Here is a 16,473-nt window from a genome sequence, read left to right on the forward strand (position 1 = left end):
CGCCATGACGAAGCTCCGGGTGGACCAGATCCGTGAGAAGACCTCGTCCTAACGGAGCTTCGTCCCCATTCGACACGCCGACGTGGTGACCACTACCCACCGTAAGATGATCTTGAAACGCCCGTGGAGGATGGCCTGACATTCGCCCAGGACGGGCGCCAGGTGTCGGCGGGGAGCGGCGCCAGGCTCGCGACGTGGTCGATGACCGCCCGCAGGCCGGGGTGCGGGTTCGTCCGGCGCAGGATGAGCGAGAGAGGGTACGCGAGCGTACCGCCCGCTTCCGTCAGGCCAGCGGCACCTGCGCCGACCGGTCTCCGTCGCCGGCCGCGTGGGCGCCCTCGGGCGCGGTGATCGGGGCGGTGATGATCCGGCTGGGCAGCACCGGCGCGTCGCGCCCGGTGCCCCGCCGGTCGTCACCGCCGGACGACTGCTCGTGGTAGTCCTGCTCCACGTTGACCGACCAGACGTCGTGCGCGCTGCCGGTGGCGATGTTCTCCACGGTGAGCATCGCGGTCAGCATCGAGTGGTCCTGGTTGTTGTAGCGGTGCATGCCGTTGCGCCCCACCGGGTGCACGTTCGGCACCGCCTCGGCCAGCCAGGCCCGGATGACGTCCACATTGTGCTGGTAGCGCTCGTCGTACACCGGGTAGGCCTTCGGCATGCGCACGACGTAGCCGGCCTCCACCACGCCGGGCCGGACCAACCCCAACCGCTCCAGCTCCGCGGTGGCCAGCGCCACGAGGTCGGCATCCGGGGTACGCCACATCTCGTCGTCCTCGAACACGAAGTACTCCAGGCCGAGGCAGGTGCGGCCGTCCTTGACGAGGTACGGCGACCAGGAGCCGAAGTTCTGGATCCGGCCCACCCGCACCCCCGGGTCGTGCACGTAGATCCAGTTGTCCGGGAACGAGAACTCCGCCGGCACCACCAGCGCGACCGTCAGGAAGTCGCGGTAGCGCAGATCGACGGCGCAGGCCAGCACCTGCGGCGGTGCCGGCGGGCGCAGCGCGGTCACCAGCTCCGAGATCGGCATGGACGAGATCACGTCGTCGGCCGCTTCGGTGCGCTGGCCGCCCGCACCGTCGACCGTCACGCTGATCGCCCGCCGCCGCTTCGGGTCGCGGTGCACGGTGGTCACCCAGGTGCCGGTGGACAGCTGCCCGCCACGCTTGCGGACCTGCTCGGCGCAGCGCTCCCACATCATCCCCGGCCCGAACTTCGGGTACTGGAACTGCTCGATCAGGCTGGTCACGTCCGTGCGGCGGCGGCCGGGCAGCAGCGCGTTGCGGATCGCCGTGGCCAGCGACAGGTTCTTGATCCGCTGCGCGGCCCAGTCGGCCTGCAACCGGTCCGCCGGCATCCCCCAGACCTTCTCGGTGTACGTCTTGAAGAAGATCGAGTACAGCCGCCACCCGAACCGGGCCGACACCCAGCCCTCGAAGTGCGACTGGTCCCGTGGCGGGCGCAGGCGGGCCCGCGCGTACGAGCCCAGGCACCGGGCCGCCTCCGGCAGCCCGAGGTTGCGCAGCGCGTTCACCGCGCTGAGCGGGTAGTTGAACAGTGCGCCCCGGTAGAAGATCCGGCTCATCCGGGGCCGGGTCAGGAAGTCCTCGTCCGGCAGGATCTCGTGCCAGAACGCCTCGACCCGGGGCACCTTCGTGAAGAACCGGTGCCCGCCGATGTCGAAACGCCAACCGTCGCGCTCGACGGTCCGGCTGATCCCGCCGACCACCTCGTCGGCCTCGAAGACCCGGACCGGCCGGCCGTGCCGGAGCAGCTCGTACGCGGCCGTGAGCCCTGCCGGGCCCGCGCCGATGACTACCGTGCCGTGCTGCTCGCTCATGCCGCCGTACTCCCTGGTCACCGCGATGGTTGAGGCGCGCCGCGTACCCGTTGTGCCCGGAATGTCACCTCCCGGTCGTGGTGATTTCCGCTCCGGCGGGGCGTGCGGCGGCGTACAACCAGAAGGGCGACACCCCCGCGCGGCGGGTGGGCCGGGGGAGCGGGGCGGATGCACGGGTGGCGGAGCGGCGCGGCGGCGCTGGCCACCCGGCTGACCGGTGCGGGCCTCGCCGGCACCCGGCTAGCCCGGCGGGTGCCGGCACCCTGGCCGTACGTGATCGGCCTGTTCGTCGGCGCGAAGGTGCTGCTCACCCTGGTCGGGTTGCTGGTACTGCACGCCTGGGACGGCGTTCCCGGCGCCCCACCGCCCGACGAGGCGGTGATGTGGGCGCAGCAACGGGACGTGTCCGGGCACCGGTGGATCTCCTTCTGGTTCGCCTGGGACGCGCTGCTCTACCTGCGGCTGAGCGAGCTGCCCCTGACCGGGCGGCCGTGGGGAGACTTCGGCTTCCCGCTGCTGTATCCGTTCCTGGCCCGGCCGGTCGGCGCGCTGCTCGGCGGCGACAACGCCCTGGCCCTGCTGCTGATCAGCAACGTCGCGTTCCTGCTGGCCCTCGCCTACGGCTACCGGCTGGCCGGGCTGCTGCTCGGCGACGCGGACGCGGCCCGCCGGTTCACCCGGTACCTGGTGCTGCTGCCGACCGCGTTCCTGTTCCAGGCCGCGCTGACCGAGTCGCTCTTCGTCTGCCTCGCGCTCGCGGCGTTCTACCACGCCGAACGACGGCAGTGGCTGCTGGTCGGCGTGCTCGGCTACTTCCTCGCGATGAGCCGGTCCGTCGGCCTGCTCGTCGCACTGCCCCTGGCGCTGGTGCTGCTCCGCCAGCACGACTGGCGGCTCGGCCCGCGCGCGCTGCTCGGGTACCTGCGGACCGGCTGGCCGTTGCTGCTGCTGCCCGCCGGATGGTTCACCTTCATGGCGTTCTGCCGCTGGCGGGGCGGGGACTGGTTCGCCTACCAGCAGGCCCAGCGGACCGGGTGGGGGATCGAGCTGCAGAACCCGGTGCCGGTGCTGCTGGGCGGCCTGACCGGGGAGCCGCGCGACGCCGCGCGGGTGTGGTTCGCCGTGGCCGTGCTGGGTGTGCTACTCGCCGGGTTTCGCCGCCGGGAGCTGCCGTACCTGGTCTACGGCGTCCTCATGGTGCTGGTGCCGCTGTCGATGGGCCCGGCGGTCTACAAGAGCCTGCTGCGGTACCTGCTGGCCGCCTTTCCGGTGGCTCTGGTGCTGGCCCGCTGGGCCCGCCGCGCCAGCGTCGACGTGTGGCTGACCGCGGCGTTGGCCGTGGTGCAGGGCGCGCTGTTCGTGCTCTGGCTCAGCTACTGGACCCACATGATCATCTGATGGGGTCGCCGGGGCGTGGCCGGCCGGCCTGTGCGAGCCTGTCAGCCGTTGACGCACGCGCACCTTCGTGGAGGCCCGGTGTTCGCCCTGCCGCTGACCGAGGACGTCGAGCTGCGCCCGCTGGAGCCGTGGCGGGCCGAGGAGTTCCTCGCCCACCTCGACCGGGCCCGCGAGCACATCCGGCCCTGGGTGTCGCCCTCGTTCGTCGCCACCGACCTGCCCTCGGCCCGCGCGGTGTTGCAGCGGTACGCGGACCGCTGGGCCGACGACGCCGGCGGCATCTGGGGGCTGTGGTGGCGGGGCACGCTGGTCGGCGGCGTCATGCTCGTGTCGTTCGACGTCGCGCTGGGCGTCTGCGAGGTCGGCTGCTGGGTGGAGCCGGCGGCGCAGGGCAGAGGCATTGTCGCGCCGGCGGTCCGCACGATCGTCGACTGGGCCGTGCGCGAACGCGGCATCCACCGCGTGGAGTGGCGCACCAACGCCCGCAACGCCCGCAGCAGGGCCCTCGCCGGCCGGCTCGGCCTGCGCCTCGACGGCACGCTGCGCCAGCTCTACCCGAGCCCGGACGGGCGCATCGACCTCGAGGTCTGGTCGGTGCTGGCCGACGAGTGGCTGGCCCCGCCTTCCGCCCCGGCGCCGACCGTCCACTGACGACGGCGGATTTCTGTCGTACCCGAGCGGCACCATGCATCCATGGCCGTCCCCGCGCTCACCCCGCACGCCGACCCGCCGCGTTCCGTGCCGCTGCGCGAGGCGCGCACCCGGTTCAGCCAACTCGTCGCGCTGGCCGAGTTGACCGACGCGGTCACCGTCGTCACCCGCGACGGCGATCCCCGTCCGGTCGCCGCGATCGTCCCCGCCGCGGCCGCCCGCAGCGGCGCACAGGCCCGCGCCGACGCTGATCGGCTCGCCGCGGTCACCGCCGGCTGGGCCCGCCGCCTCGACGAGCAGCACCGGCGCAGCAGCCAGCGCCATGCCGCCGAGCTGGGCGCGGTCCGCGCGGCGCTGGCCGAGGCGTGGGCCGAGCTGGACCGCCGAGTCGTCCCGGGCAGCGACCCGGGGCTGGCCCGGCTGCGCGCCGCACACGCGGACCTGCTCGCCGGCTGACCGCCCGCCGCCCCGCTGCCCGCCGGGGCCGGCTGCGCTCGGGCGGGCCCTCGCGGCTCGGGCTCTAGCGGGCCTCGTGGCTTCGCGCCTTCGCGGGCTTCGCGCCTTCGCGGGCTTCGCGCCTTCGCGGGCTTCGCGCCTTCGCGGGCTTCGCGGGCTTCGCGGGCTTCGCGGGCTTCGCGGGCTTCGCGGGCTTCGCGGCGAGCGTGTGGCGGGGCGTCAGGTCGTGGCCGGGTAGGCGTGCGTCTCGGCCGCCTTGACCGCCACCCAGACCCGCTGACCGGGGATGAGCCGCAGCTGGGCCGCCGCGGCCGGCGTGACGTCCGCGGCCACCCCGATCGGCCCGTCCAACTGCACCCGCACGTTGTCGCCGTGGCGCTGGACACCGGCGACGGTTCCCGCCCAGCTGTTGCGCGGGCTGCCCTCCGGTCGGGCCGGATGCAGGGCCACCGCCGCCGGGCGGAACGCCACGAACGCCTCGCCGTCCAGCCGGTCGGCGACGGTGAGCGTCAGATCCGGCGCGACGCGTACCCCGTACCCGTCGGCTCGGCCCCGGTAGAGGTTCAACCCGACCAGCCGGGCCACGTAATCGGTGCGGGGGCGGGCGGTGACACTCGGCCCGTCGCCTTCCTGCACCACCCGCCCACCCTCGACGATGACCAGCCGGTCGGCCAGCGCCAGCGCGTCCAGGGGGTCGTGGGTGACCAGCACGGTCGCCCCCGGATGCGCGGACAGATGCCGGTGCAGCTCCGCGCGGGTGTCCAGCCGGGTGCGGGCGTCCAGCGCGGCGAGCGGTTCGTCCAGCAACAGCAGCGCCGGCGCGACGGCCAGTGCGCGGGCCAGCGCCACCCGCTGCGCCTGCCCGCCGGACAACTGCCGGGGTCGGCGCTGCGCGTGCCCGGCCAGCCCCACCCGATCCAGCCAGTCCCGGGCCGTGGCCCGTGCCACCTGCCGGTCGACGCCGTGCCGGCGCGGCCCGAAGGCCACGTTGTCCAGGGCGCTCAGGTGCGGAAAGAGCAGGTAGTCCTGGAAGACCACGCCGATCGGGCGACGTTCGGTGGGCACCCAGCGGCCCTCCGCCGGCCGGTCCAGGTCGGTACCGTGGAGCGTGACGTGCCCGGCCGTGAGGGGATGCAGCCCGGCCAGCGCGCGCAACGCGGTGGTCTTGCCGGCGCCGTTCGGCCCGAGCAGCGCCACCACCTCGCCGGGGGCGACCCGCAGCGGCACGTCGAGCCGGAAGGCGCCCCGGTCGACGACGATCCGGGCGTCGAGCAGCGCGGTGCTCATGCGTTGGTCATCCAGCGGTCCCGCAGGGCGACCAGGATGCCCACCGAGACGACGAGCAGCACCAGGCTGAGCACGATCGCGGACTCCAGGTCGGTCTCCAATGCCAGGTACACGGCCAGCGGCATGGTCTGCGTACGGCCGGGATAGTTGCCGGCGAAGGTGATGGTGGCACCGAACTCACCCAAGGCCCGCGCCCAGCAGAGCACCGCCCCGGCGGCCAGTCCCGGCGCCACCAGGGGCAGCGTGACGTGGGTGAACGTGGTCCAGCGGCCGGCGCCCAGCGTGGCGGCGGCCTCCTCGTACCGGTGGTCGGCGGCGCGCAGCGCGCCCTCCACGGCGATGACCAGGAACGGCATGGCGACGAACGACTCGGCCAGCACCACGCCGGCGGTGGTGAACGGCAGGGTGACGCCGAACGTGGCGTCCAGCCAACCGCCGAACAGCCCCCGCCGGCCGAAGACCAGCAGCAGCGCCACGCCACCGACCACCGGAGGCAGCACCAGCGGCACGGTGACCAGTGCGCGGACCAACCGCCGGCCGGGAAACTCGACCCGGGCCAGCAACCAGGCCAGCGGCACCCCGAGCAGCAGGCAGAACACGGTGGCCAGCGTCGCCGTCTGCACCGAGAGCCGCAGCGCGGTCAGTGCTCCGGGCTCGGTGAGCCTCTGCGGCAGCGTCGTCCAGGGCGCCCGGAGCACCAGCCCGGCCAGCGGCAGGACGAGGAAGAGCAGCCCCAGCCCGGCCGGGATCAGCAGCGCCGCCGGCACCCGTCCGCGCCGCCGGGGTGCGGCGGTGTCGAGGGTACGACTCACGGCGCCTGGAACCCGGCGTCGGCGAGGACCGCCTGCGCCGGCGCGGAGCGGACGTACGCCACGAAGGCCCGCGCGCCGGCGGGGTTCGGCGCGTCCCGCAGCGCGACGATCGGGTAGTCGTTGACCGCCCGCGCGGACTCGCCGAACTCGACGCCGGTCACGTCGGCGCTGGCCGCCCGCGCGTCCGTGCGGTACACCAGGGCCGCGTCGACCTCGCCGAGGCGCACCTTGGCCAGTGCGCCCTTGACGTCCTGCTCCAGGGTCACCGGCGTCAGCGCGACGCCGGCCGCGTCCAGGGCCGTCCGGGCCGCCGCTCCGCAGGGCACCTGGTCGGCGCAGAGGGCCACCTTCACCCCCGGGCGGGTCAGGTCGGCCAGCGCGGTCACGCCCTTCGGGTTGCCGTGCGGCACCGCGATCACCAGTTGGTTGCGGGCGAAGACGCTCGGCGTGCCGTCGGCGTTGCCGGCCTCGGTCACCGTGGCCATGTTCTTCGGCGCGGCCGAGGCGAAGACGTCCGCCGGCGCGCCCTGGTTGATCTGGTTGGCCAGGGCGGAGCTGCCGGCGAGGTTGAGGGTGACCGTGGTGCCCGGGTGAGCGGCCTCGAAGTCCTTCCCGATGCGGGTGAACGATTCGGTCAGCGAGGCGGCGGCGAACACCGTCACCGTGCCGGTGACCCGGCCGTCGGCGTCGGCGCCCCCGGACGGCGGGTCGCCGCCGCAGCCGGCCGTCGCCAGCGCCGCGAACGCCGCCACGGCGGCCAGGGTCGTACGCCTGCCCCGCCCGCTCATCGGTCGGCGCCGGTCCGGGTCGGGGCGGCGGATGCGGCCCGCTCCACCACCACCGTGGTCGACTTGATCACCGCGACGGCCACCGAACCGACCCGCAGGTCGAGGTCGTCGACGGCCTCCCGGCTCAGCAGCGACACGACCCGGAACGGGCCGGCCTGGATGTCGACCTGGGCCATCACCGTGTCCTTGCGGACGTCGACGACGATGCCGCGCAGCCGGTTGCGCGCGGAGGAGAACCCGGTGCCGGCGTCCGGGTCGGCGGCCTGGGCGCGGGCGAAGCCGGCCAGATCGACGCCGTCGATGATCCGGTGGTCGTGCTCGTCGCGCCCGGCGGGCAGCCGCCCGGTGTCCACCCAGCGGCGGATCGTGTCGGCGCTGACGCCGAGCACCTCGGCCGCCGCGCCGATCCGAAAGGTCGTCACCGGCTCACCTTAGCGCCGCAGGTGCGAGCGTTAAAGCACCGTTCCGGCCGCTTCTGCGTACTCGAATGGGCTTTTGGGTTTGCAGATGAGTGCGGCGGGGTGGGCCCGCCCCGCCGCGACCCGGTTCAGCAGTTGCGCAGCTCGGGGGACTGGTTGAGCAGTTGACCCCGGGTCGACACGAAGTTGCGGTAGCGCTCCCCGTCGACCGCCGACGGGCGGAACGCGGCGACGCGGTGGCAGTTCTGGAAGGCCAGGCGTACGCCGAAGTGCCGTTCCAGGCCGGCCCGGATGGCGTCGCTGGCCAGCGCCCGCAGCAGTTGGCCCCGGTCGGCGTCGGTGGGTGGCGGGACGACGTTGTCGGCCAGGTCGGCGTCGCCGGCCTCCAGGTCGGCCACCACCCGGCTGACGGTGGTCCAGGCGTACGGCAGGGAGTCGCGGACGCAGGCGATGAACGCCTCGTCGTCGACGGGGCCGCGTTCGGCGGCGTCGAGCAGGGCGGGCGGGACGGTGAGTGACATGGTTCTTCTCCTCCGCTTCCAGCTAACGATTACCGTTTCCATTAACGGCGTCGGAGTGAGCACACCATGCCGAACGGGTGACGTCAACGATGTCGCGGCGTGCCGCGCGAACGAGCGCAGCTCAGGGCCGGCGAGGGTGACCCTTGAGGTGCCGGCCCAACTCGCGGGCGATCTCCCGGTTGGCGTCCCGCTCGGCCAGCGTCTGCCGCTTGTCGTAGGAGCGCTTTCCCTTCGCCAGGGCCAGCTCGACCTTGGCGAAGCCGTTCTCGAAGTACATCGACAGCGGGACCAGGGTCACCCCGCCCTCGCGGACCTTGTCCAGGATCCGGTCGATCTCCGCGCGGTGCAGCAGCAGCTTGCGGTTGCGCCGGGGTGCGTGGTTGGTCCACGTGCCGTAGGCGTACTCGGCGATGTGCAGGCCGTACAGCACGATCTCGCCGTCGCGCTCGTGCGCGAACGCGTCCACCAACGAGGCCCGCCCCTCGCGTAGCGACTTCACCTCGGTGCCGACCAGGACGATGCCCGCCTCGTAGGTGCGCAGCACCGTGTACTCGTGCCGGGCCTTCTTGTTCGAGGCGATCAACCGACGTTCGGGCTGCTTCGACGGGCTCACCCGGCGACGATATCCGGCCGGGCCTCAGCCGGTCGCCGGGCGGTCGGCGCGCAGCCGTGCCATCAGGTCCCGCACGGCCAGGGCGAACGCCTCCTGCGACTCGCACGGCCAGTGCCCGAGGATCGGTGGTGGCACGCTGTCGCTGGGCGGCGCCACCACGTCCTCCGGATCGGTCAACCGGCGGTCGACCGTCGCGGCCGGCCCGGTCAGCGTCTCGGTGTCCCCGGGCCGGTGCCCGGCGAAGATCCAGCCGCCGATCGGGTCGGTGTCCCGCCACAGGTTGATCCACCGCCAACCCACCCGCTCACCGACCTCCCGCAGTGCCGCGTCATCGGCGTACCCGGGGAACAGTCGCGAGTACAGCCGGCACAGTGGCGAGCCGTAGGTCAGCAGGGCGACCCGGTCGGTGATCCGGGGCGGCAGTTGCAGCACCGTCGCGGCGAGCAGCACCGAACCGTGACTGTGCCCGGTCAGCAGCACCTGCTGACCCTGCTCCACCAGGTAGGAGATCCGCTTGGCCAGCTCCGGCACCGCCCGCTCGGCGTAGCAGGGCGGCGCAAAGGGATGCGCGGCCCGAGGCCAGAAGGTGCCCAGATCCCACAGCACGCCCACGTACCGGCGGAATCCGGCCGTCCGGTACGCGAAGATGCCACCGATCACCAGCCCGAGCACGAGCAGGGCGATCGTGTAACTGCCCATGCCGAGGAAGAAGTTGACCGCGTTCACGGGCACACCGACGTACTCCTGGAGCACGTCACCCGGATAGAGCTGCAGCAGGCCGAGCAGGCTGGTCGCCAGCCCGAACGCGGCCAGCCCGGCGTAGACGACGGTGAGCGGCTCCAACCGTTCGGTGAACCGCGCCCGGGCCACCGCCTGCTCGACCCGGCGCAGCCGGTCCGCCGCTTCCGGCGGGGCGTGCGGGAAGTCGGCGGCGACGATCGCCCGCGCGGCCCGCCACCGACTGCGGTGGGTCACCACCGTGACCACGCCGCCGACCAGCAGCGCGGTCACCACCGCCAGGAAGAAGCCGAAGATCGCCCACTTGTACGCCAGGGGCGGCGCGTATCCCAGCCGCTCGGAGGGCACCCCGTGGCGGTCCAACACGTCCGCCATCCGGTAGACCAACTCGGCGGAGAAGGCGACCGCGAGCCCGGCGGCGATCGTGACGAAGACCGGCGCTCCCAGCGCGCGCAGCCGCCTCGGACGGGGGCCGCCTTGCCGGCCGCCCCTGCGCACCCGGATCACCACCACGCCGAGGAGGCCCACGAGCACGGTCTGGCTGACGAACAGCCAGGCGATGGTCGCACCGTAGGCGGGCAGCGCGCCGCTGCGCGGCCACGGCGTCGGGCTGATGACCGTGTACACGACCACCAGGATCGTCAGGCCGACGGTGATCGTGCGCAACCCTCGGGTGACCCCGTCCACCCAGGGCACCGGACCGGGACGGTTGATGATCTGCACCAGGGTCAACAGGACCAGGCAGGCGAGCAGCACCGCCCCGCAGGCCGCCAGCAGCACCACCATCACCCACGACGTGCTCGCACTGACCCGGGCGGCCAGCAGGCTGCCGTCCAGCGTGGCGAACGCGGCCGCCACGTGCACCGACCGCAGACGGCCGACCAGCGGAGCGCCGTCCCACTGGCCGACCCCGCTCAAGCTGTGCACGGACTCGGCCTGCGGCGATCCGGTGTGGAACGCGTCGAACGAGTGACCGGGCCGGCCACCCAGCCACCACAGGAACCCGATGGCGGCCGCCGGCAGCAACGCCAGCACACCCAGGCGCAGCCCGACCGGACGCCCGCCGAGCCAGGACAGCCAGCTCCGCTCGGCCAGGCAGGTCGGGTTGCCCATGCACCTCCAGGCGATCAGATCCAGCGCCACCCCGACGATGGAGAGCACGTAGAGCATGGTGAGGGTGAGCGCGAGCACCCGGCACAGCGCGGTGATGAAGGGCTTCGCGCCGAGGTTCGCCGGGCGCATCCAGAGCGCCACGTTGCAGAGCATGAACGGCAGCAGGAACACCAGCGACAGCGTCCGCACGGCCGTGCCGGACGGCAGGTCGCCCCAGCGGTACGCCTCCAGCGTCACCCCGTCCGTCCCGGTCGAGTCCGGGTAGCCCGGACGCGGCCGGTAGAACCCGCCGCTGCGGTCGCCGGCCACCTGGTGCACGTTCGACCGGTTCAACACCTGGTCCGCCCCGGCCCCGGAGACGCCGTGCACCCGCAGCTCAACGATCCCGCCCGACGTCGTCGGTCCGGTCGGCGACGCGTCCGCCATGGGCCCCCCGAGATGTATGCGGCAGCCGGGCGGGTCGGTCGCACGACCGCCCGCGCGGCGCGGTGGCTTACCCGGGATGGCGCCGGTCAATCGTGCGTCGCCCACCACGCGATGGTGCGGTCGACGCTCGTCAGGTGGTTTCATGGGCGCCATGGCAAACCCGGTGATCCTGAGCGTCGACGACGACCCCGTGGTGTCCCGGGCGGTGGCCCGGGACGTTCGGCGCCGCTACGGCGACCGCTACCGGGTGCTACGTGCCACCTCCGGGCCGGAGGCGCTGGAGGCGCTGCGGGAGGTGAAGCTGCGCGGCGAGCAGGTGGCGCTGCTGCTGGCCGACCACCGGATGCCCGAGATGACCGGCGTCGAGTTCCTGGAGGCCGCGATGGACATCTTCCCGGCCGCGCGCCGGGTGCTGCTCACCGCGTACGCGGACACCGACGCCGCGATCGAGGCGATCAACGTGGTCGACCTGGACCACTACCTGCTCAAGCCCTGGCACCCGCCGGAGGAGAAGCTCTACCCGGTGGTGGACGGGCTGCTGGAGGCGTGGGCGGCGACCCCGACCGCGGCGAGCGCCGAGATCCGGGTCGTCGGGCACCGGTGGTCCGCGCCGTCGTTCAAGGTCCGCGACTTCCTGGCCCGCAACCTGGTGCCGTACCGGTGGCTGCTGTCCGACGATCCCGAGGGCGCCCGGCTGCTCGACGCCGCCGGCGCCACCGAGGCGGACGTGCCGTTGGTGGTGACGACCGAGGGCAAGGCGCTGGTCGCCCCCAGCGAGGCCGAGCTGGCGGCCCTGGCCGGGTTGACGGTGGTGCCGGCGTCGGACTTCTACGACCTGGTGGTGATCGGTGGCGGCCCGGCCGGCCTGGGCTCGGCGGTGTACGGCGCGTCGGAGGGGCTGCGCACGGTGCTCGTCGAGCGGCGGGCGACCGGCGGGCAGGCGGGGCAGAGCAGCCGGATCGAGAACTACCTGGGTTTCCCCGACGGTGTCTCCGGCGCGCAGTTGACCGACCGGGCCCGGCGGCAGGCGGTGAAGTTCGGTGCCGAGCTGCTCAGCGCCCGGGAGGTGGTCGGCCTGAGCGAGGCCGGTGGCGCCCGGCTGCTGCGCTTCGGCGACGGGACCGAGATCGCCGCGCACACCGTGGTGCTGGCCACCGGCGTCTCGTACCGGGTGCTCGACGCACCCGGGCTGGCCGACTTCACCGGCCGGGGCGTCTTCTACGGCGCGGCCGCCACGGAGGCGCCGAGCTGCGTCGACCAGGACGTCTACATCGTCGGTGGGGCCAACTCGGCCGGCCAGGCCGCCGTGCACTTCTCCCGGTACGCGACGCGGGTGCACCTGCTGATCCGGGGCGCGGACCTGACCTCCTCGATGTCGCGCTACCTGATCGACCAGCTGGAACGGATCGACCGGATCACCGTGCATCCGCACACGGCGGTGGTCGGCGGGTCGGGGGACGGGCACCTGCAATGCCTCTCCCTCTGCGACACCCGTACCGGGCAGGGCCGCACGGTGGACACCTCCTGGCTGTTCATCTTCATCGGCGCGGAGCCCCGCACCGACTGGCTCGACGGTGTGCTGGTCCGCGACGGGCGCGGCTTCATCGTCACCGGCCCGGACCTGCTGGCCGGCGGGCGACGACCGGCCGGCTGGTCGCTGTCGCGCGACCCGTACCACCTGGAGACCAGCGTGCCGGGGGTGTTCGCCGCCGGGGACGTGCGGGCCGAGTCCGTCAAGCGGGTCGCCTCGGCCGTCGGCGAGGGCGCGATGGCCGTGTCGCTCGTGCACCGTTATCTGGAGGCCCAGTGAGCGCGAGGAGTGAGCCGGGTTTGCGAGCCCCGCAGTCGCGATCGGAGGAGATCCAGTGAGCGCGAGGAGTGAGCCGGGTTTGCGAGCCCCGCAGTCGCGATCGGAGGAGATCCAGTGACCAGCGATGCGGATCGGCTGACATCTGAGCAGTTGCGCACCCTGTTTCTGTTCGAGGCGCTCGACGACGCACAGCTCGACTGGCTGGCCGAGCGCGGCCGGGTCGAGCAGCGTGCCGGCGGCACCCTCGTGTACGGCGAGGGTGAGCCCGCGACCTGCTTCTTCGTGCTGCTGCGCGGTGCCGTGGCGCTGAGTCGGCAGGTCCGCGGCGACGACGTCGAGGTCTCCCGGACCGACCAGCGCGGGGTGTACGCCGGTGCCACCCAGGCGTATCTGGGTGACCGGGTCGAGCAGATCTACCTGCACAGCCTGCGGGCCCTGGTCGACTCGGACTTCTTCGTGCTGCCGGCGGAGGACTTCGCGGAAGCCCTGCGGACCTGGTTCCCGATGCCCATGCACCTGTTGGAGGGCCTGTTCTTCGGCATGCGGGACAGCCAGACGATCGTCGGCGAGCGGGAGCGGCTGCTGGCCCTCGGCTCGCTCTCGGCGGGGCTGACCCACGAGTTGAACAATCCGGCCGCGGCGGCGGTGCGGGCCACCTCGGTGCTGCGTGACCGGGTTGCCGGGATGCGGCACAAACTCGCGATGATCGCCGACGGTCGGCTCGACGGCGGCGCCCTGCACGGCCTCGTCGCGTTGCAGGAGGAGGCGGTGGCCCGGGTGGCCACCGCGCCGAAGCTGACTCCGCTGGCGACCGCCGACGCCGAGGACACGCTCACCGACTGGCTGGAGGAGCACGGGGTCAGCGGCGCGTGGGACCTGGCGCCGATCCTGGTCGGTGGCGGGCTCGACACGGCCTGGCTCGCGCAGGTGAAGGCGGCCGTCGGCGCGGCCGACCTGGAGGCCGCCGTGCGGTGGCTCACCTACACGGTCGACACCGAGTTGCTGATGCGCGAGATCGGCGACGCCGTGACCCGGATCTCCGGCCTGGTCGGTGCCGCCAAGCAGTACTCCCAGCTGGACCGCGCGCCGTACCGGGTGGTGGACGTGCACGACCTGCTCGACGCCACGCTGGTGATGTTCAAGGGCAAGATCCCCGCCGAGGTCAAGCTCGTCCGCGAGTACGACCGCAGCCTCCCGCCGGTGCCGGCGTACGCCGCCGAGCTGAACCAGGTGTGGACCAACCTGATCGACAACGCGTTGGGCGCGATGGGGGACAAGGGCGTGCTGACCGTCCGGACCGGTCGCGCCGACGACCTGCTCGCGGTGGAGATCACCGACACCGGCCCGGGCATCGCGCCCGAGGTGCGTCCGCGCATCTTCGAGCCCTTCTTCACCACCAAGCCGGTCGGGTCGGGCACCGGGCTGGGCCTGGACATCTCGTACCGGATCGTGGTGCACAAGCATCACGGCGACATCCGGGTGGAGTCCGAGCCCGGGCGGACGACCTTCCGGGTGCTGCTGCCGATCACCGAGGGCCCGACGGACGAGCCACGCGACGCGCCGATTACCTAGAGACAGCGATTGGTTGCTGGCAGTAGTCTCGGGGGCGGCGTTCGTGATCCCCGCCCCCGAGGAGGGTCCGTGGAGTCGGTGGCCCGCCAGCGCACCGCCATTGAGGACGACGACCAGCCGGACGATCCGCCGGCCGGCACGATGTTGCCGGAGTTGGAGGATCGCGACTGGATGCACCACGCGCAGGAGTTCGCGCACACCAGCTTCTGGGCGGTGGCCCGTCGGCTGCCCCGGCTGGTCCGCGAGGCGGTCGGCCTGGCCTCGGCCACCAACCGTCGGGACACGGTCGCCTCTATCGGCCTGAACATCGCCGCCGGGGTGATGACCACGTTCGGGCTGCTCGCCACGACCAGCGTGCTGCGCGAGTTGTTCGCCGCCGGCCCCACCCCGGACCGGGTCCGCTCGGCCCTGCCAGCGCTGATCGTGGCCGCGGCGGCGGTGTCGGCCCGCGGTGGCCTGACGATCGCGGCCGGCTGGGCGCAGGCCCGGCTGACCCCGCAGATCAACTATCAGGTGGAGTTGCGGCTGTTCGAGGCCACCACGGCGGTGGATCTGGCCGCGTTCGACGACGCCGGCTTCGCCGAGGAGATGGACCGCGCGCGCGACCGGGGGATGGCCGAGGCGGCGTGGATCGTCGACCACACCGTCAACCTGGTCACCGGCGTGGTCGGGATGCTCGCCACCGCCGTCGCGGTGACCGTCATCCAACCGCTGCTGCTGCCCTGCCTCCTGCTCGCGGCGGTGCCCCAGGCGGTCACGGCGGTGCGGATGGCCCGCCGGGAGTATCTGGCGATGCTGGCCCGCATCACCCGGCGGCGTCGCATGTGGATGCTGGCCCACCTGATGGCCAACCGGCGCACGGCCGCAGAGGTACGCGCGTACCAGATGCGCGACTTTCTGCTCGCCGAGTACCGCGGGGTGATGGCCGTGGAGACCCGCGCCCAGCTGCGGCTGGTCCGCTCGCAGACCGGCACCCGGGTCATCGGCGCCACGGTGGCGGGGCTGGCCACCTTCGGGGTGTACGCGGTCCTCGGCGGGCTGCTGCTGGGCGGGATGGTCGCCCTCGCCGCCGCGGCGACCGCGCTGCTCGCCCTGCAGTCCGCGCGGACCAGCATGGGCGTGGCGGTCATCGCCACCAACTCGCTGTACGAGGACGCCCTCTATTACCAGGACTACCGGGACTTCCTGGCCCGCGCCCACGCCCGGGTGCCGGTTGGCGGCAACCGGTCGACCGACGGCGTCGACGTGATCGAGCTGGACGAGGTCAGCCTGCGCTACCCGGACACCGACACGCCGGCGGTGGACCGGGTCAGCCTCACCGTCCGCCGGGGCGAGGTGATCGCACTCGTCGGCGAGAACGGCTCCGGCAAGACCACCCTCGCCAAGCTGATCGCGGGCCTGTACCAACCGACCGGCGGGATGATCCGCTGGGACGGCGTCGACTCCGCCGAGCTGGACCCGCGCGCCCTCGGTGCGCAGGTGGCCGTGATGACCCAGGAGTGGTGGAAGTTCCCGTTCACCGCCGGGCAGAACATCCGCGTCGGGCGGCACGACCGACCGCCGGACCGGCCCGGCCCCACGGTGCGGGAGGCGGCCCGGTCGGCCGCCGCCCACGACATGATCGTCGGCCTGCCGAACGGCTACGACACGTTGCTCGACCGGGAGTTCAAGGACGGCCACGAGTTGTCCGGGGGCCAGTGGCAGCGGTTGGTCGCCGCCCGGGGCCTCTACCGTGACGCCGCCCTGCTGATCTGCGACGAGCCGTCGGCCGCCCTGGACGCCCGCGCCGAACACGCCCTGTTCCAACACCTGCGCCGCCACCCCGACCGGGCGGTCGTGCTGATCACCCACCGGCTGGCCAACGTCCGGCACGCCGACCGGATCTTCGTGCTCGACCAGGGGCGACTCGTCCAGCACGGCAGCCACGACGAGCTGATGGCGGCCGGCGGCCTCTACCGCGAGCTGTTCGACCTCCAGGCCAGCGGCTACCTGTTGGGTGCCGACAACTCCCAGTCCCGCTGACCCC

General features: G+C 73.2%; 14 protein-coding genes. 6 read left to right on the plus strand and 8 right to left on the minus strand.

All coding sequences use genetic code 11. The annotated features are described in order from the left end of the window. Positions 1 to 283: 283 nt before the first annotated feature. Positions 284 to 1,843 (minus strand): NAD(P)/FAD-dependent oxidoreductase, encoded by a 1,560-nt coding sequence (locus F8271_RS22700; RefSeq protein ID WP_151491846.1) that lies wholly within the window; start codon positions 1,841 to 1,843, stop codon positions 284 to 286. 168 nt (positions 1,844 to 2,011) lie between these two features. On the opposite strand from F8271_RS22700, the gene F8271_RS22705 reads away from it, so the two are divergent. The 3 genes from F8271_RS22705 to F8271_RS22715 all read left to right on the plus strand — a co-directional run bounded on the left by F8271_RS22705 (position 2,012) and on the right by F8271_RS22715 (position 4,348). Further along, positions 2,012 to 3,241, plus strand: coding sequence for a hypothetical protein (locus tag F8271_RS22705; RefSeq protein WP_225854697.1), 1,230 nt, complete (start codon positions 2,012 to 2,014; stop codon positions 3,239 to 3,241). Positions 3,242 to 3,319: 78 nt separating this feature from the next. Beyond that, positions 3,320 to 3,892: a GNAT family N-acetyltransferase gene (locus F8271_RS22710; protein ID WP_151491847.1), complete on the plus strand. Its 573-nt coding sequence runs from the start codon at positions 3,320 to 3,322 to the stop codon at positions 3,890 to 3,892. A gap of 42 nt (positions 3,893 to 3,934) precedes the next feature. Next, complete coding sequence (locus tag F8271_RS22715; protein WP_151491848.1) at positions 3,935 to 4,348, plus strand: type II toxin-antitoxin system Phd/YefM family antitoxin; 414 nt, start codon at positions 3,935 to 3,937, stop codon at positions 4,346 to 4,348. A 219-nt stretch (positions 4,349 to 4,567) separates the two neighbouring features. Here the strand turns inward: F8271_RS22715 and F8271_RS22720 are convergent, their stop codons facing one another. From F8271_RS22720 to F8271_RS22750, 7 genes are all read right to left on the minus strand, one after another. Further along, positions 4,568 to 5,635, minus strand: a complete 1,068-nt coding sequence (locus F8271_RS22720) for an ABC transporter ATP-binding protein (protein WP_151491849.1) — start codon at positions 5,633 to 5,635, stop codon at positions 4,568 to 4,570. Then, entirely contained in the window at positions 5,632 to 6,447 is an 816-nt protein-coding gene (locus F8271_RS22725) for an ABC transporter permease (protein WP_151491850.1), read from the minus strand. Before F8271_RS22725 ends, F8271_RS22720 begins: the two co-directional genes overlap by 4 nt. Further along, positions 6,444 to 7,235, minus strand: coding sequence for a molybdate ABC transporter substrate-binding protein (modA, locus tag F8271_RS22730; RefSeq protein ID WP_151491851.1), 792 nt, complete (start codon positions 7,233 to 7,235; stop codon positions 6,444 to 6,446). Before modA ends, F8271_RS22725 begins: the two co-directional genes overlap by 4 nt. Continuing rightward, positions 7,232 to 7,657: a molybdopterin-binding protein gene (locus F8271_RS22735; protein WP_151491852.1), complete on the minus strand. Its 426-nt coding sequence runs from the start codon at positions 7,655 to 7,657 to the stop codon at positions 7,232 to 7,234. Before F8271_RS22735 ends, modA begins: the two co-directional genes overlap by 4 nt. 125 nt (positions 7,658 to 7,782) lie before the next feature. After that, positions 7,783 to 8,175, minus strand: a complete 393-nt coding sequence (locus tag F8271_RS22740) for an SCO5389 family protein (RefSeq protein WP_151491853.1) — start codon at positions 8,173 to 8,175, stop codon at positions 7,783 to 7,785. A 121-nt stretch (positions 8,176 to 8,296) separates the two neighbouring features. Further along, positions 8,297 to 8,788 (minus strand): SsrA-binding protein SmpB, encoded by a 492-nt coding sequence (smpB, locus tag F8271_RS22745; RefSeq protein ID WP_145788735.1) that lies wholly within the window; start codon positions 8,786 to 8,788, stop codon positions 8,297 to 8,299. Between the two features lie 24 nt (positions 8,789 to 8,812). Next, complete coding sequence (locus F8271_RS22750) at positions 8,813 to 11,065, minus strand: hypothetical protein (protein WP_151491854.1); 2,253 nt, start codon at positions 11,063 to 11,065, stop codon at positions 8,813 to 8,815. A gap of 142 nt (positions 11,066 to 11,207) precedes the next feature. Between F8271_RS22750 and F8271_RS22755 the strand changes: the two genes are divergently transcribed. The 3 genes from F8271_RS22755 (at position 11,208) to F8271_RS22765 (ending at position 16,469) form a co-directional block, all read left to right on the plus strand. After that, positions 11,208 to 12,875, plus strand: a complete 1,668-nt coding sequence (locus tag F8271_RS22755; protein WP_225854698.1) for an FAD-dependent oxidoreductase — start codon at positions 11,208 to 11,210, stop codon at positions 12,873 to 12,875. Between the two features lie 114 nt (positions 12,876 to 12,989). Continuing rightward, positions 12,990 to 14,447 (plus strand): ATP-binding protein, encoded by a 1,458-nt coding sequence (locus F8271_RS22760; protein WP_151491855.1) that lies wholly within the window; start codon positions 12,990 to 12,992, stop codon positions 14,445 to 14,447. Positions 14,448 to 14,588: 141 nt separating this feature from the next. Next, a complete protein-coding gene (locus F8271_RS22765) occupies positions 14,589 to 16,469 on the plus strand; it encodes an ABC transporter ATP-binding protein (RefSeq protein ID WP_370461947.1) in 1,881 nt (626 codons plus the stop codon). The last annotated feature ends 4 nt before the right edge of the window (positions 16,470 to 16,473 follow it).

The organism is Micromonospora sp. ALFpr18c (assembly GCF_008868155.1).
Classification (GTDB): Bacteria; Actinomycetota; Actinomycetes; order Mycobacteriales; family Micromonosporaceae; genus Micromonospora.

Bases quoted from the DNA above. Each gene is read 5' to 3' on its own strand.
- F8271_RS22700 (WP_151491846.1), bottom strand. From the start codon at position 1,843: ATGAGCGAGCAGCACGGCACGGTAGTCATCGGCGCGGGCCCGGCAGGG.
- F8271_RS22705 (WP_225854697.1), top strand. From the start codon at position 2,012: ATGCACGGGTGGCGGAGCGGCGCGGCGGCGCTGGCCACCCGGCTGACC.
- F8271_RS22715 (WP_151491848.1), top strand. From the start codon at position 3,935: ATGGCCGTCCCCGCGCTCACCCCGCACGCCGACCCGCCGCGTTCCGTG.
- F8271_RS22720 (WP_151491849.1), bottom strand. From the start codon at position 5,635: ATGAGCACCGCGCTGCTCGACGCCCGGATCGTCGTCGACCGGGGCGCC.
- modA (WP_151491851.1), bottom strand. From the start codon at position 7,235: ATGAGCGGGCGGGGCAGGCGTACGACCCTGGCCGCCGTGGCGGCGTTC.
- F8271_RS22740 (WP_151491853.1), bottom strand. From the start codon at position 8,175: ATGTCACTCACCGTCCCGCCCGCCCTGCTCGACGCCGCCGAACGCGGC.
- F8271_RS22750 (WP_151491854.1), bottom strand. From the start codon at position 11,065: ATGGCGGACGCGTCGCCGACCGGACCGACGACGTCGGGCGGGATCGTT.
- F8271_RS22755 (WP_225854698.1), top strand. From the start codon at position 11,208: ATGGGCGCCATGGCAAACCCGGTGATCCTGAGCGTCGACGACGACCCC.
- F8271_RS22765 (WP_370461947.1), top strand. From the start codon at position 14,589: ATGTTGCCGGAGTTGGAGGATCGCGACTGGATGCACCACGCGCAGGAG.